The following is a 15,186-nucleotide window of genomic DNA, read 5'->3' on the forward strand; positions in this document are numbered from 1 at the left end:
GGAGGAATTAAAGGTACTGTAAGTTTTTATACTGGCGCTATGACAGGAAGTCCTGGTAGGCCCAGATTCATCCTTCATCTACTTATTGATAAGGCTCTTAAAAGTAAATCAAAGGTGGAATTATTTATGATAACTTCTCCAAAAACTTTAGCTACGGTTAATGGACTATTCGGGCCTAAAAAGATGAACATCGCAAGTTTTAAAGAAATGGAGGATTTGTGTAAATCTGATTACTATTCTAGAGAAAAGAAATATCCGGATTGGAATTTTCAGGAAAATCATCAACCATACCCGCCTGAATTAGAGAGAAAATTTATGGCTTATCACCGAAAACGATTAAGTAAAAAATAGTTTTATTTTTTGGGCGGGCTAAAAATAATAATCTCATGAGATTCCTTTACATAGTTAGCGTTACCATTTTTTCTATTTTTTCCTATCCTTGTTTCTCCTTGTCCCATTGTATATTGCCAACTAGGAAAAAATTGCTGAAAATCTTTATAGTATTCCCTTATTGTCGGACAATTATTATACGAAAGGATAAAACCACCTCTGTGGTTTTTTAATAAATCTCTTAAGGTCTCATGAGGAAATCCGTTGTGATGAACAGGGATATTTCTCATTGGATAAATCCCTTTGAACATTTTTGAATCTTTGCCAATGTAATAAGGTGGGTCACAGTAAAGAAAGTCGTCAGGATATTTTTTTATTATATTTTGAAAATCAGCACATTCTACTTTTAAATTTTTCGGCTCAAAATCCCGAATGTTTTCTATCATTCTTTTGTATCTTTTATCGTTTAAGTAAATTTCAGATGACCAGCCCATAAAGCCCGGGCCGTAAGATAAATTAAAATTATAAACATAATAAACTGCTAAAGTTAGCGGATCTAACTTTACTTTTTTCTTCCATACATCATTTAAAATTAAACGTATTTTTTCAAAAGTGGTTTTGTTTGGTTTTAATTTTTTTAGTTTTTCATAGAGTAATTTTGGTTTTTCAATTTGGAATTTCCAATAATTGCAAAGAATATCAAAAATATCATAGCCAATAACTTCTAAATCAAGCTCTTTACTCATTGCTATTTCAATTGAGCCGCCACCAAAGAAAGGAGAGATAACTCTTTTTATATTGTCTGGCAATAATTCTATAACATGACCGACTGCTAAAGTTTTACCCCCCGCGTATCTTATCGTAGAAAGGGCAACTCTTTTATATTTATTTTGACTGTTTGGATTTTTACTTTTTATACGATCTAAAAAGAATTTCTTTTTGCAGGCAAGTGTGTTATCTTTAGCGCCATTTTCCAAATTTCTTATGATTTTAACCACAATACCGCGCACTTCCACTTCTTTTCGGTAAAAGGGCAGCATTTTTTGATTTGCTGGCTGTAATTTAATACGCGATTTTTCTCTGTAAATTTTTTTAAGGGTGGCTTCGTTGTTATCAATAATTGCTACAACTGTTTGGCCATCATCGGCGGTTTCTTGTTTGCGGATTACAACAACATCGCCATCAAATATACCGTCATCAATCATACTATCGCCTTTAACTCGCAAAGCATAATGTTTTTCTCTTGGTGATATTTCTTTTTTAGAAATTGCAATTGTTGAATCTGGTATTTCTATTGCTTCTATTGGTTGCCCGGCAGTAATAGTTCCCACTATTGGGATTTTTACCATTTCATCACGTTTGATTACATCAATAGCACGAGGCTTGTTTTCTTCTTTATCCAAATAGCCAGCATCGCGTAGTTTAGAGATATGGAAATGAACAGTTGAAACAGAGGCAAGTTTGAATTTCTTGCGTATCTCGTCAAGAGAGGGAGCATAGCCCCTTCGTTCTTGGTAATTGGTTATAAAATCTAGGATTTGCTGTTGACGTTTTGTAATCATACATATATTATAGAAAATAAATAGAAAATATACAAATAGTAGTTATCCACATGAGCAACAAACACAAAATCAATTTTATTCTTTGGATTTTTTATAAAACAGCAAAGAAGTTTCGCAATTTTGTATTTCTAAAGCATCTTGGAAGAAAGAAATGGTCGGAGTAGGATTATGCCTAGTTTGAGAGATTGAGATGTATTATATCCACCTGTGTCAAATCATTTAACTGGATGACCGAAATCTTTTTTTTAACATCGACCTTTTGATTAATTTTGTGAAGTTCTTTTAATCTTTCATCAATAGTTCTTTTCAATTGAGCGGGATTTAAAGATTGATAAATTTCTTTTAATTCTTGTTTTTTCTTTTTTGTAATTTCACTTGATCCCAATAATCTGTGATAAGGAGTTTTAGGAGTATCATATTTACGATGGATTCTTCCTCCAATTCTCTCTTTGGAGATTAACTTAATCACCGGTTGAAAGAAGTTCTTGTAGAGTCGCAGGTCGTTGCGATAAAGATTACTTAAAGTAACTAGTTCCTCTTCTGTATCATGTCTAGAATAACCGACAAACTTCTTAACATGAGTCCAGTTTTTCTGTTCAACCAAGCAGTTATCATTCTTCTTGTATGGCCTTGATCTTGAGAAATCCAATCCTTCTTTCAGAGTGTATTTTAACAAGTGCCAATTAATGAATTCTGTCCCGTTATCTGAATGAATCTCTTTCCAAGAAAAAGGATATCTGCTTCTAATCTTCTGTAGGCCCTGAAAGGTTCTTTCTTGTCCCTTTCCCATAACAGCTTCTCCTTCCCACCATCCGGAAGATATATCTGTGATAGACAAGGTATTTATGAATTCTCCAGCAGCTGATTGTCCACAGTGTTCTACTAAGTCAATCTGAATATTTCCCAAAACAGATCTGTTTTGTTCTTCAAATATCTTTACCGGTATCTTCTGGTAGAGCAAGGGATGTCTCTTGCGATGGTATTTTCTTCTCATTCTTTCAATTTCTTTCTGGTGTTTCAGTTTTCTGTCTATGGTAGCAGAACCCATTTTTTTCAACTTGCCTGCTACAACATCTGAACATTTCAGTTCGCCGAGTATTCTTAACTTGTCCGTCTCTGTATCCAGTAAGGACACTAGTCTCTGTCCACAGGGATAATCGAATATTTCCCACATTCTGACTAAGGCTGGCTTAACAGAATTGTCATAATACTGTTTTCTTCTTTTCCTTTCAGAAGCATTCTTATCCAGATTGCTTTTAGGGCGTAGTTTTACTACTAGGTATTTTCTATCTAGCTTGGTTCTTTTCTCGGCTTCATTCAACAGATCTCCTCTTATCTTTTTTGATTTTGTCTTCAAATATTCTGTTCTTAATTCTTTGAGATATTGGTTTCTTGATTGCATATCCATATTAGTAAAATGAAGTTAATTATTAATTACTTCATTCTACTGTAATTAATTTCGGTTAGAAATTAAATGATTTAATCGGCACCTCTATGGTTTGATTTTAGATGATTTAATACGTGCTTATTGACCGAAGAGCCTATTTTTGCTAGAGTAAGCCTGCTTTTATGAGACGATTAATGTTTCACATCCTTGTTGGTATATTAGGAATTTGGCTAGCTACCGGGTTACCTAAAGTTTCATTTGAAGGGGAAATAGCGTCCCTAGCATTAGCGGGGTTCGTGCTCGGGGTTATTAATTTCTTTTTCAAACCTATATTAGATATCCTAACCTTCCCCTTAAAAATACTGACTTTTGGTCTCTTTACTCTTCTTATGAATATGGGGATAATATGGATAATTGATATCTTGATTTTGGGAAATATATTTACCCTTTGGAACCTTTTCTTAACAACAATAATAGTCTGGATACTTAATATCATTATAATTAAAAAGTGATTTTGAGAGTAATACAATGAATATAATTACAATCTTACAAGTAATAGTTTCTATCGGCCTTATCACCTTTGTTCTTCTACAACAAGGTGGATCGGGTCTTGGTTCTACTTTTGGACAAGACGGAGGTGTTTACTCTACTCATCGAGGTGTACAAAAAAAATTGTTTTGGGGAACTGTTATTTTAGCTGTTATGTTCTCCTTACTCGCAATTCTTAATCTTTTGATGTAAGTTTCTTAGATAAGCAAGACTAGATGAGAAATAAAATAAAATCTTTTTTACCGAACAAGTTCCCTAATCGTCAGCAAATTAAATCCCTTCCCAAAATTCTCAATAAAAAAGAGAGATTAATTTTTGCTACTGCCTTTTCTGTTTTTATCATTTCCCTTATATCGCTTTCTACTCTCTTTTATTTAAATAATACCGAGATAGTTCCAGCAAATGGAGGAAAATATACGGAAGGCTTAATAGGATCGCCTAGGTTCCTAAATCCCATCTATAGTTCTATAAATGATGTTGACCGAGATATAACAAGTTTACTCTTTAGTGGACTAATGAAACATAGTACTTCTGGTGAGCTTCTTCCCGAAATGATAGAAGGAATTGAAAAAGAAGGACAAACATTTATTATTAAGCTAAAAGAGGGACTCCGCTGGTCTGATGGCGAAATGATTACTGCAGACGATTTAATTTTTACAATAAAGACCATACAAAATCCTGATTACCGAAGCCCACTTAGACCTGACTGGGTAGGAATAAGGGTAGAGAAAATATCTGATAATGAAGTTCTATTTGAACTAGAACAAGAATCTTCAGCTTTTTTAAACAAACTGTCTTTAAGAATGATTCCATTTCATATATGGAAAGATGTTCCTGCTCAAAACTTCCCTCTTTCACGATACAACCTAAATCCAGTCGGATCTGGACCATATAGGCTCAAGAACATAAATGAGAATCAATGGGGCAAAATAGAATCAATAGAATTAGAGTTAAATCCATTTTATCACGGAAATAGACCACACATTGAGCAAATAACATTCGTTTTTTTTGACAATAAAGAAGACCTTTTAGAAGCGGCTCGCAAAAAAGAAATCCAAGGATTCTCAGTGATTAGTCCTAAGAATTATAAGGAGATAATTCGTACTACTAGGTTCACTGGTTATCGTTTTCATCTTCCAAGATATTTTGCTCTATTTTTCAACCTCGAAAGACCGGGCGATATTAAAGATATAAAAATAAGGCAAGCTATCAACTACGCCATAAACAAGGAAGAGGTTATAGAGCTAGCCCTTTCAGGAAGAGGCACTGTTGTCAACTCCCCAATCCTTCCTGTAATGCATGGACTTAACTTTGAGGGAGATCATGAATTTAATCCGGAAAAATCAAATAAAATATTAGATGAATTAGGTTTGAGAAAAAATACAGATGGTTTTCGAGAAAGAATTATTCAAGAACAGTATGTCTTTTCTTTTACTAAAGACTTAAATACTGGTGCTCAAGGAGAAGAAGTAAGAGAGCTTCAAAGATGTTTAATATTTCTTAGCGAGGATGATTCCGAATTATTTCCTGATGGAAAAATAACCGGATTCTACGGAACCGAGACAAGAGATGCGGTTGTGAGATTACAAGAGAAATACAGAGAAGAAATATTATCACCTTCAGGATTTAGCAAAGGAACCGGGATGGTCGCCGAAAGCACTAGGTTAAAGCTTAACGAGCTCTGTGGTGACATTCCCGAAAAATCTAACGAAATATCTTTTACCATTAGCACTGTTGACCAATTATTAATGATTGAAACCGCTGAAATTATTAAAAAACAATTAGAAAATATTGGCATACGAGTATATATTGAAGCACATGATCGTGGAACTCTAGAGAGAGATGTAATTAAGCCGAGAGATTATGAAATAATTCTATTTGGTAAAGCTTTTGAATCTATTCCAGATCCGTTTCCTTTTTGGCATTCATCACAAAAAAGTGAATTTGGATTAAATTTAGCAATGTACGAAAATGAAAAAGTAGATGTGTTACTTGAAGATATAAGAAAAGAAACGAGTCAAAGTATAAGAAACGAAAAACTAGAATCTTTCCAAGAAATAGTCATAAACGACATCCCCGCAGTATTTCTTTATAATCCAGACTTTCTTTATTTCATAGACTCAAAAATAAAAGCTGTACAGCCCGGTAGACTTATAAATCCATCAGACCGCTTTTTACAAATAGAAAATTGGCACATCAAAACAAAAAGAGTTTGGGTCAAAAATAACTAACAAAAGAATATGAATCTTAAAGACCCCGATATAAGATATCTCTATGATCTCAATAATGTTCTTTATGACCAAGAATGGATAAAAGATGCACCGAATGATGAAGTATACTATATGTATCGTGGACTAGAGAGAAAAGACGAGTTAAGATATGACATAACAGTCATCCCGGCCAAAATGCTTGGTTTTGAATATAATAAAACCAAGGGACATTATCACCCTAAGAGTTACGGGGAATTATATATAATTCTTGAAGGCAGGGCTATTTCTTTGATACAAATTGTAGATGATAAAGGAGAATTAGAAGATGTTTATGCTGTTGAAGCCGAAAAGGGCGACTATATAATCATCCCTCCGGGATCAGGACACATAACCATAAATCCAGGAAAAGAAACTCTTAAAATGGCTAATTGGGTCTATGAGAATTTCGATTCTATTTATCATCCAATAGAAGAAAAAAAAGGTGGAGCGTATTTCTATACTAAGGGTGGCTGGATTAAAAACAAAAATTATAAAAACTTACCAGACCTAAGGTTTGAAGCTCCTATAAAAAAATTTCCTACTGATCTATTTTTCTTAAAATAAGAAAGCCCGAGTGGTGAAATTGGCAAACACGCTGACTTCAGGTGTCAGTGTCGCAAGATTTGGGAGTTCGAATCTCCCCTCGGGCACAACTAAATTAATAAAACTCAAATAATACTTAAAACAAAAAATATGAATGAAAAAACACGAAAAGAACTTCGGGTCATCCCTTTAGGAGGACTTGGCGAAGTTGGGAAAAATATGACACTCTTTGAGTGGGATAAGAAGATACTAATTGTTGATGTTGGATTAAAAATGCCCAATGAAACAATGCTCGGTATCGATTACTTAATACCAAATATCGCGTGTCTAAAAGGCAGAGAAAAGGATATCTTGGGAATAATTTTTACTCATGGTCATTATGACCACATAGGAGCGGTTCCTTACCTAATTGAAAAAATGGGTAATCCGCCAATCTTTGCATCTGCTTTAACTAGAGGAATAATTATCAAAAGACAGGATGGTTTCCCTTTTCAGCCAAAACTTGATATCACGGAGATATCAGAAGATTCTAAAATAGAATTGGGACCGTTTAAATTAGAATTCTTTCATCAAAATCATAATATCGCGGACAACCTAGGTATTTTTATTCAAACACCCGTAGGAAATATAATGCATACGTCCGATTTTAAGTTTGATGCTACACCAACCAACGATAAGCCAACTAATCTTAATCGAATCAAAGAGCTCGCATCAAGGGGAGTCCTTCTTTTGATGATGGATTCAACTGGTGCAGAAAATGAAGGGCACTCACTATCTGAAAAGGTTATCCTAGAAAATCTTGACGAAATCTTTAAGGGCGCTAAGGGTAGAATTATCACCGCAACATTTTCCTCGTTAATCAGTAGAATACAAAACATAATTCACCTCTCCGAGAAATATGGAAGAAAAGTTGCTATAGAAGGGTCTGGAATGAAAACAAATATAGAGATATGTAGAAAATTAAAACACATATCAACCAAGAAAGGAACCATTGTTAAAACAAAGAATATTCTTGATTATCCGGATAACAGAATTACGGTTTTAGGAACTGGAGCTCAGGGAGAAGGAAGGGCTGCATTAATGAGAATCGCAACAAAGGAACATCCCCACTTGAAGTTTCAAAAAGGAGATACTATTATCTTTTCTTCTTCGGTAATTCCGGGAAATGAAAGGACTGTACAGGAATTAAAAGATGATATTTTACGACAAGGAGCTGAAGTTTTTCATTATAAAATGATGGATATTCATGCAGGAGGTCATGCCAATCAGGACGAATTAGAAGAAATGTTAAAAATCACTAAGCCCAAATTCTTAATGCCAATACATGGGCAATTCTCAATGTTTGTAGCTCTTAAGAAATTGGCCATGGAGAAATTATCTATGCCAGAAAAAGATATTATTCTTGCTGATAATGGTAACATCATTAATGTCACACCAACCAGAGCTTTTATTGATAAGGTCACTGTTCCTTCTAATTATATTATGGTTGATGGATTGGGAGTTGGTGATATTGGCGAAGTGGTATTAAGAGATAGAAAGGCATTGGCAGAAGACGGTATGTTTGTTATCATAGCTGTAGTTGATAAACAGCTTGGAAAAATAAAGGGATCACCCGATATTATCTCAAGAGGTTTTGTTTATCTAAAAGAGTCAAAAGACCTTCTTTATCAAACTAGAAAAAAAACCATTCAAATTATAAACAAATTTGCCGGAACAGGCGGGTCAGTTAATTGGTCCTATGCCAAAGACGAGCTTAGGAATCAGATAGGTCAATTCCTTTATGATAAGACAGAGAGAAGACCAATCATTCTTCCTGTCATAATTGAAGTATAAAAAAATGAGAATATTTAGCGGAATCAGACCAACCGGAGAACTACACCTTGGTAATTATATAGGTGCTATTAGGCAGTGGATTAGCCTTCAGGAAAATAATGAATGTATTTTCTGTATTGTTGATCTTCATGCAATAACCACTCCTTATAATCGCGAAAAGCTTCAAGAAATAATTCTTAACCAAGCTATTGCCTATCTTTCTCTTGGCTTAGATCCTCAGAAGTGTGCCTTAGTTGTTCAATCTCATATTAAAGAACATACAGAGCTTACTTGGATATTAGGAACGATTACTCCCCTAGGAGAACTTCAACGAATGACTCAGTTCAAAGAAAAGTCAAAAAAACACAAAGAGTATATTAATGCTGGGCTTCTTAACTACCCAATTTTAATGAGTGCAGATATTCTCTTGTATCAATCAGAGGTTGTCCCTGTCGGAGAAGATCAAAAGCAACATGTTGAGTTGGCCAGAACTATTGCTAAGAAATTTAATAGTCATTTTGGGGAAACATTTAAAATACCTGAAGCAAAACTTGCAAAAAATGGAGCAAAGATCATGTCTCTCCAAGACCCGAGAAAAAAGATGTCAAAGACTGGCTCAGCTCAGGGATGCATAGAATTGTTTGAAGACCCGGAATCAATCAGAAAGAAAATAATGAGTGCCGTAACTGATACTGAAAAAACTGTAAAATATAATCAAACTAAAAAGCCAGGCATTTCAAATCTTTTAACTATATACAGTTCTTTTAAGAGTTGCACGATCAAAGAGGCCGAAAAAGAATTTGAGAATAAGAATTATGCTGAATTTAAAACCAAGGTGGCTAATCTTGTGGTGGAATATCTAGAACCATTTCGGAGAAAAAAGAAAGAGCTTGAATCAAGAGAAATATATGTTTGGGAAATACTAAATCAGGGAGCAAGAAGAGCAGAAACAATTGCCCAAACAACAATGATTGATGTTAAAAAAAAGACAGGACTTACAAAATAGATCCCCTTACTGGGGATCTTCTTCTTTAAGTATCTGCATAATTTCTTCTTTTTTTTGATCAACTATTTCTTGAGTCTTCCCTTCAACATTAACTCTCATAAGGGGCTCTGTATTAGAAGCCCTTATGCTAGCTCGCCAAGAATCAAATTCAATACATAATCCGTCTATTTCAGAAAACTCTCCATCACTATACTTTTCCTTAAGTTCTTTAAATACTCTTTCTTTATCATCAACTTTAGTATTTATTTCTCCTGAAATAAAATATTTAGAAAAAAGAGGTTTCAATAGTTCTTCAAAGCTTTGTCCCGATGATATGATTTCCAGGATCATCAAAAGAGGAATGATACCACTGTCTGCATACCAAAAATCTCTGAAATAAGTATGCCCGCTAGATTCTCCGGAAAAAATAGCGTCTTCTTCTTTCATTCTTGCTTTAATGAAAGAATGACCAACCCTTTCCATAATTGCCTCTCCACCAGCCTCTTTGGCAGCATCCACTAATGCCCATATATATCTTGGGTCATAAATTATCTTACCTCCTCCATTTTTCTCAAGAATCTGCTTTATTAGAATAGCATTGGTATAATAAGGTTCAATAAACTTTCCACTGCCTGTGCAGAAAAATACTCTATCAGCATCAGCATCCCAGGCAACACCTATATCAACATTTGATTTCTTAATGAATTCAACAAACTCTGACCTGTTTTCTATTCTAAAAGGATCTGGTGAGCCCTTGGGAAAACTTCCATCGGGAATATGATCCATACCTACAAGATCAAATTGAAATCTTCCAATATCTCGAACTCTTTCTAGAACAACCCCTTCGAAACCAAAGCTTGGATTATACCCAATTCTAAAAGGCTTTATTTTTTCTTTATCAATAAAATTAACTACAAATCTGGCAAAATCATCCAGAACGTCTTTGTTTTCCAAGCTCCCTCTTTCTTTTTTGATAGACTCTTTGTCTTCAATGATTAAGTCTCTCATTTCAAACATTCCCGTTTCCGAAGAAATAGGGAAAGCCTTGGCCCGAGTCATCTTAAATCCATTATATTCTGCTGTATTGTGTGATGCTGTTACCTGAATACCTCCCTGAAGGCCGTAGTTTCCAACAGCGAAATAAAGCATTTCAGTGGAAATAAGTCCCAAGTCAATCACATCAGCTCCTCCGTCTAATAATCCCTCCACTAGAGCTTCTTTAAGAGCCTTAGAGTGAATTCTAACATCCATTCCAACAGCAATAGGCCCTTTGGGGTCTATCACTCGTAAATAGGCCTGACCTATCTTATAGGCTACTTCTTCATTTATTTGATCAGGATAAACTCCCCTGATATCATATGCTTTAAAAATGTTTTGATTGATATTCATAGAATCATTATATCTTATTAAAAGCCTAAATCCAAGAGCCCTTAGAATTTATTTACCTAAATAGTGTCGAGTAGTATAATGTACTTATAAATAAAAAACTGAGCGTTTTATCTGTGCCAATTTTTTTTACTTGACATTATTTTTAATTAAAATAAAATGTATTTAGAATTAGCAGTCAAGGGTCGCGTCTGCTAAACCTTTAACCACGATAACATATCTAAATATTGATATGAGTCGTAAATAATATGAAAATAAAACCATTACTTGATAATGTATTGATAGAGCCAGCGGAGCAATCCGAACAAAGCAAGGGAGGAATCATTATTCCTAAAACTACTGACAAGGAAAGGCCAGAGCAAGGAATCGTAATAGCTGTTGGCCCGGGGAAAAAAGATCAATCAGGCAACTTCGTCCCAATGAGCCTAAAAGAAGGAGACAAGGTTCTGTTTAATAAATATGGACCAACTGAAATAAAAGTTGATGATAAGGAGTATTTAATAGCCAAGCAAGAAGATGTTTTGGCTGTAATTGAAAAATAATTTTAAAGAAAATATGGCTAAAGATATTTATTATAACGAAGAAGCTCGTAAAAAATTAAAAGCCGGTGTCGATAAATTAGCAAATGCGGTTCGAACTACAATAGGGCCTAAAGGACGTAATGTAATCATTGATAAGGGGTTTGGGTCTCCAATCATAACTAATGATGGGGTTTCAATTGCTAAAGAAATAGAATTAGAAGACAGAATGGAAAATTTAGGAGCAGAAATCATAAAAGATGTTGCTTCAAAGGCTAATGATGCAGCTGGCGATGGAACAACCACTGCTATAATCCTCGCTCAAGCGATTATTTCAGAAGGTCTTAAAAATGTTACAGCTGGGGCCAACCCCTTGGCTTTAAAGAGAGGTATTGAAAAGGCGACTAAAGAAGTCACAGATTATCTTCAGAAAATATCTAAAACGATATCTGATAGGTCTGAAATTGAACAAGTAGCAACTATTTCAGCAGAAGACAGCGAAATGGGATCTTTGATTGCCAAAGTGATAGATGAAGTTGGAAAAGACGGAGTAGTGACAGTTGAAGAATCTCAAACATTCGGATTAAGCAAAGAATTGGTAAAGGGACTTCAGTTTGACCGAGGATACATTTCTCCTTATATGGTTACCAATACAGAGAAAATGGAATCCGAGTTTGAAGATCCATACATTCTTATTACCGATAGGAAAATTACTTCAATAAATGAGATCATCCCGATATTAGAAAAAATCGCCAAAACGGGTAAAAAGGAAATGGTTATAATCGCTGATGAAGTTGAGGGTGATGCCTTAGCGACCTTGGTGGTTAACAAGCTAAGGGGGGTTTTAAATGTTTTAGCAGTGAAAGCTCCGGGATTTGGTGACACTAAAAAAGAAACTCTCCAGGATATTGCTATAGTTTGTGGGGGTCAAGTAATAGCTGAAGACCTTGGAATGAAGTTAGAAGATGCTAAATTAGATATGCTTGGTTCTGCCCGAAAGATAGTTTCTACCAAGGATAATACCACTGTTGTTGAAGGCAAGGGAGAGAAGAAAGCAATTGAAGATAGAGTATCTCAATTAAAAAAGATTTTAGAAAACACAGACTCTGATTTTGAAAAAGAGAAAATACAAGAAAGAATCGCAAAATTATCTGGAGGTGTCGCAGTCATTAAAGTGGGTGCAGCCAGTGAAGTAGAACAAAAAGCACGTCTTCACAAAGCTGAAGATGCTTTAGCTGCCACAAGAGCTGCCATAGAAGAAGGAGTTGTTCCCGGTGGTGGAGTTGCACTTCTTAGAGCAAGTCAAAATCTTGAGGGGCTAGAAGCAGAGGGAGATGAAAAGACAGGAATTAATATTCTTAAGAAAGCCCTTGAAGCTCCAATTCGACAGATAGCTGATAATGCAGCAGTTGATGGTCCGGTGATTGTTCAAAAAGTTAAAGAAGGTAAAGATGCTTTTGGTTTCAATGCCCAGACTTTAGTTTTTGAGGATTTAATTAAGTCAGGAATTATTGATCCTAAAAAAGTTGTCAGAGTAGCTCTTGAAAATGCCTCGTCTGCTGCAGCTATGTTTTTAACAACAGAGTGTGCAATAGTTGATAGGCCGGAAGAAAAAGACAGTGGCATGGGAGGAATGCCCAAAGGTATGGGAGGATATTAGTATAAGATGTTTGCGAGGGGGGTGGTCTTAGAACCATCCTCTTAGTTGCAAAAGCGTATAAAATAAATTATTATTAAATCATTAATTAAAATAATAAATAAAACCTATGTGGATACCATTAGCAATTATTGTTCTACTGCTTCTTATGGTAGTGGTCATATATAACGGACTTGTTACTCTTCGTAACAGAGCAGATGAAGCTTGGTCTGATATTGACGTTCAGTTAAAGAGAAGATATGATTTGATTCCAAATTTAGTGGAAGCAGTAAAGGGATATGCATCGCATGAAAGAGGAGTTTTTGAAGAGGTTACTAAGGCAAGGTCTGCAGCTATGCAAGCAGAAGCATCAGGCGATCCAAAGAAAGTGGGTGAAGCAGAAAATATGCTTTCTGACACGCTTAAGAGTCTTTTTGCAGTAAGTGAAAATTATCCTGACCTAAAGGCTTCAAACAATTTCATGGAATTACAGAGAGAGCTAAGAGATACCGAAGACAAGATTCAAGCATCTAGAAGATTTTATAACTCAAATGTTCGAGACCTAAACATTAAGACTCAAGCTTTTCCCTCAAGTGTTATTGCTGGTATTTTTGGATTCAAGAAAAGAGAGTTTTTTGAAATTGGAGATGCTAAGGAAAGAGAGGTAGTTAAAGTTAACTTTTAATTATGTTAAATCTCTATACTCAAGCTGATTCGAATATTAGAAAAACTTGGGCCTACCTTTTCTTCTTTGCCTTAATGGTAATCGGCTTAGGTTGGTTTATTTCTTTTCTTTTAGAAACACAGGTAATTGTTTGGGTTGCGGTCATCTTCGCTGTTTTGATAAATTTTTTTGCTTACTGGTATTCCGATAAAATTGTCCTTAAAATGAGCGGGGCAAAGCCTATTGAGAAAAGTGATAACCCAGAACTTTATCGTATTCTTGAAAACCTTTCCATTACAGCCGGCCTACCAATGCCTAAGTTGTATATCATTAATGAACCTCAGCCCAATGCTTTTGCAACGGGCCGAGATCCAAAGCACGGTGTGATAGCAGTAACTACCGGACTATTAGAGAAGTTAGAAAAGGCAGAAATTGAAGGGGTCCTTGCTCATGAATTAGCCCATATCGGAAATAGAGATGTTCTTTTATCTACCATTATTGTTATTCTGGTAGGAATGGTGGTAATAATGACAGATTTCTTTTTTAGAGCCAGCCTTGGAGGAGGAAGAAACAGTAGTGGCAAATTAGCAGTTGTAATGATTGTTATTTCATTAGTCCTTATGATTCTCGCTCCCTTGTTTGCTCAAATAATGAAAATGGCTATTTCTCGAAAGAGAGAGTTTTTAGCTGATTCTTCAGGAGCACTTCTGACTCGTTATCCAGACGGATTGGCTAGGGCGCTTGAGAAGATAGCCAGTGATCCAAATTCAATGACGAGAGCGAATGATGCCACAGCTCATATGTATATTTCTAACCCATTTAGAGGGGGAGATAAGATGTCAAAACTTCACAAGCTCTTTATGACCCACCCTCCAGTAGAGGAAAGAATTAAAGCATTAAGAGGATAAGAAATTAAACTTGAATTATGATAGAATGTTTTTCCTGTAAAGAAGAATTAGAAAAGGCCCTTTTTTATGGGGTCGAAGTAGATTATTGTCCTAAATGTATGGGTCTTTGGTTTGATGAGGACGAGCTTCGTTTAGCTAAGGATAAAAAAGATGAGGACTTAAAATGGTTTGATGTAGATCTTTGGAAAGATTCAGCTAAGTTTAAAATTTCCAGAGGCGAGAAATCTTGCCCCTCTTGTCGTTTCCCTCTTTATGAGGTAAATTACGGGGATTCAAATATTAAAGTTGATATTTGTAATGTTTGTAAGGGGGTTTGGCTTGATCGAGGAGAGTTTAAACAAATCATTGATTACCTAAAAGATAAAGCTGATTGGAAAGTTATAAATGATTATTATAAAAGTCTAGGAGAAGAAGCCTTGGAGATATTCATAGGTCCAGAAACGGTAAAAGAAGAAATTGAAGATTTCTTAATTATTCTAAAACTATTTAAGCATAAGTTTCTCACTCAACATCCTAATATTTCGAAAATAATAGCTAATCTTCCGAAATAAGGGTTGACTAGAAGTATGGAGGGATCGGATAGCGGTTTATTCCACCGGCTTGGAAAGCCGTGCCTCTTATGGGGCTCGTGGGTTCGAATCCCACTCCCTCCGCCAT

The 15,186-nt window shown here is 35.3% G+C and carries 15 protein-coding genes and 2 tRNA genes; 14 read left to right on the forward strand and 3 right to left on the reverse strand.

The features are described from left to right. The coding region (locus tag KY054_01875) for a hypothetical protein (GenBank protein MBZ1356502.1) at positions 1-351 on the forward strand (351 nt) is incomplete at its 5' end. Positions 352-353: 2 nt separating this feature from the next. On the opposite strand, the gene KY054_01880 is transcribed toward KY054_01875, so the two are convergent. Together KY054_01880 and KY054_01885 are read right to left on the reverse strand one after the other, a co-directional pair. After that, complete coding sequence (locus KY054_01880) at positions 354-1,370, reverse strand: DNA adenine methylase (protein MBZ1356503.1); 1,017 nt, start codon at positions 1,368-1,370, stop codon at positions 354-356. A gap of 694 nt (positions 1,371-2,064) precedes the next feature. Further along, on the reverse strand, positions 2,065-3,300 hold the full coding sequence (locus KY054_01885) for a transposase family protein (protein ID MBZ1356504.1): 1,236 nt from the start codon (positions 3,298-3,300) through the stop codon (positions 2,065-2,067). Positions 3,301-3,461: 161 nt separating this feature from the next. On the opposite strand from KY054_01885, the gene KY054_01890 reads away from it, so the two are divergent. From KY054_01890 to trpS, 7 genes are all read left to right on the forward strand, one after another. Continuing rightward, the gene (locus KY054_01890; GenBank protein ID MBZ1356505.1) at positions 3,462-3,791 is read left to right on the forward strand and encodes a phage holin family protein; all 330 of its coding nucleotides are present in this window, start codon (positions 3,462-3,464) and stop codon (positions 3,789-3,791) included. A gap of 16 nt (positions 3,792-3,807) precedes the next feature. Further along, the gene (secG, locus tag KY054_01895; protein ID MBZ1356506.1) at positions 3,808-4,020 is read left to right on the forward strand and encodes a preprotein translocase subunit SecG; all 213 of its coding nucleotides are present in this window, start codon (positions 3,808-3,810) and stop codon (positions 4,018-4,020) included. A 23-nt stretch (positions 4,021-4,043) separates the two neighbouring features. Continuing rightward, positions 4,044-6,059 carry a hypothetical protein gene (locus KY054_01900; GenBank protein ID MBZ1356507.1) on the forward strand — a complete coding sequence of 672 codons (2,016 nt, stop codon included), beginning with the start codon at positions 4,044-4,046 and terminating at the stop codon, positions 6,057-6,059. Between the two features lie 9 nt (positions 6,060-6,068). Then, positions 6,069-6,641 carry a cupin domain-containing protein gene (locus tag KY054_01905; protein ID MBZ1356508.1) on the forward strand — a complete coding sequence of 191 codons (573 nt, stop codon included), beginning with the start codon at positions 6,069-6,071 and terminating at the stop codon, positions 6,639-6,641. A 4-nt stretch (positions 6,642-6,645) separates the two neighbouring features. Then, positions 6,646-6,727: transfer RNA gene (locus KY054_01910), tRNA-Leu, on the forward strand. A 43-nt stretch (positions 6,728-6,770) separates the two neighbouring features. Then, entirely contained in the window at positions 6,771-8,453 is a 1,683-nt protein-coding gene (locus KY054_01915) for a ribonuclease J (protein ID MBZ1356509.1), read from the forward strand. A gap of 4 nt (positions 8,454-8,457) precedes the next feature. Next, the gene (trpS, locus tag KY054_01920) at positions 8,458-9,438 is read left to right on the forward strand and encodes a tryptophan--tRNA ligase (GenBank protein ID MBZ1356510.1); all 981 of its coding nucleotides are present in this window, start codon (positions 8,458-8,460) and stop codon (positions 9,436-9,438) included. A gap of 6 nt (positions 9,439-9,444) precedes the next feature. Here trpS and KY054_01925 read toward each other — a convergent pair whose 3' ends face one another. Next, positions 9,445-10,806 carry a phosphomannomutase/phosphoglucomutase gene (locus KY054_01925; protein ID MBZ1356511.1) on the reverse strand — a complete coding sequence of 454 codons (1,362 nt, stop codon included), beginning with the start codon at positions 10,804-10,806 and terminating at the stop codon, positions 9,445-9,447. Positions 10,807-11,051: 245 nt separating this feature from the next. Here KY054_01925 and KY054_01930 point away from each other — a divergent pair, with 245 nt between their 5' ends. The 6 genes from KY054_01930 to KY054_01955 all read left to right on the forward strand — a co-directional run bounded on the left by KY054_01930 (position 11,052) and on the right by KY054_01955 (position 15,185). Then, the gene (locus KY054_01930) at positions 11,052-11,345 is read left to right on the forward strand and encodes a co-chaperone GroES (protein ID MBZ1356512.1); all 294 of its coding nucleotides are present in this window, start codon (positions 11,052-11,054) and stop codon (positions 11,343-11,345) included. A gap of 13 nt (positions 11,346-11,358) precedes the next feature. After that, entirely contained in the window at positions 11,359-12,981 is a 1,623-nt protein-coding gene (groL, locus tag KY054_01935; protein MBZ1356513.1) for a chaperonin GroEL, read from the forward strand. Between the two features lie 106 nt (positions 12,982-13,087). After that, the gene (locus tag KY054_01940; GenBank protein ID MBZ1356514.1) at positions 13,088-13,642 is read left to right on the forward strand and encodes a LemA family protein; all 555 of its coding nucleotides are present in this window, start codon (positions 13,088-13,090) and stop codon (positions 13,640-13,642) included. Between the two features lie 2 nt (positions 13,643-13,644). Next, on the forward strand, positions 13,645-14,529 hold the full coding sequence (locus KY054_01945) for a M48 family metallopeptidase (protein MBZ1356515.1): 885 nt from the start codon (positions 13,645-13,647) through the stop codon (positions 14,527-14,529). Between the two features lie 17 nt (positions 14,530-14,546). After that, entirely contained in the window at positions 14,547-15,080 is a 534-nt protein-coding gene (locus KY054_01950) for a zf-TFIIB domain-containing protein (protein MBZ1356516.1), read from the forward strand. Positions 15,081-15,097: 17 nt separating this feature from the next. After that, positions 15,098-15,185 (forward strand) — tRNA-Ser (locus KY054_01955). Position 15,186: the final 1 nt, after the last annotated feature.

It is taken from the genome of Candidatus Nealsonbacteria bacterium, assembly GCA_019923605.1.
Lineage (GTDB): Bacteria > Patescibacteriota > Minisyncoccia > Minisyncoccales > CSSED10-335 > JAHXGM01.

Coding starts and splice junctions, on each gene's coding strand:
- groL (MBZ1356513.1), top strand. CDS start 11,359: ATGGCTAAAGATATTTATTATAACGAAGAAGCTCGTAAAAAATTAAAA.
- KY054_01930 (MBZ1356512.1), top strand. CDS start 11,052: ATGAAAATAAAACCATTACTTGATAATGTATTGATAGAGCCAGCGGAG.
- trpS (MBZ1356510.1), top strand. CDS start 8,458: ATGAGAATATTTAGCGGAATCAGACCAACCGGAGAACTACACCTTGGT.
- KY054_01915 (MBZ1356509.1), top strand. CDS start 6,771: ATGAATGAAAAAACACGAAAAGAACTTCGGGTCATCCCTTTAGGAGGA.
- KY054_01950 (MBZ1356516.1), top strand. CDS start 14,547: ATGATAGAATGTTTTTCCTGTAAAGAAGAATTAGAAAAGGCCCTTTTT.
- KY054_01905 (MBZ1356508.1), top strand. CDS start 6,069: ATGAATCTTAAAGACCCCGATATAAGATATCTCTATGATCTCAATAAT.
- KY054_01890 (MBZ1356505.1), top strand. CDS start 3,462: ATGAGACGATTAATGTTTCACATCCTTGTTGGTATATTAGGAATTTGG.
- secG (MBZ1356506.1), top strand. CDS start 3,808: ATGAATATAATTACAATCTTACAAGTAATAGTTTCTATCGGCCTTATC.
- KY054_01940 (MBZ1356514.1), top strand. CDS start 13,088: ATGTGGATACCATTAGCAATTATTGTTCTACTGCTTCTTATGGTAGTG.
- KY054_01900 (MBZ1356507.1), top strand. CDS start 4,044: ATGAGAAATAAAATAAAATCTTTTTTACCGAACAAGTTCCCTAATCGT.
- KY054_01945 (MBZ1356515.1), top strand. CDS start 13,645: ATGTTAAATCTCTATACTCAAGCTGATTCGAATATTAGAAAAACTTGG.
- KY054_01880 (MBZ1356503.1), bottom strand. CDS start 1,370: ATGCTGCCCTTTTACCGAAAAGAAGTGGAAGTGCGCGGTATTGTGGTT.
- KY054_01885 (MBZ1356504.1), bottom strand. CDS start 3,300: ATGGATATGCAATCAAGAAACCAATATCTCAAAGAATTAAGAACAGAA.
- KY054_01925 (MBZ1356511.1), bottom strand. CDS start 10,806: ATGAATATCAATCAAAACATTTTTAAAGCATATGATATCAGGGGAGTT.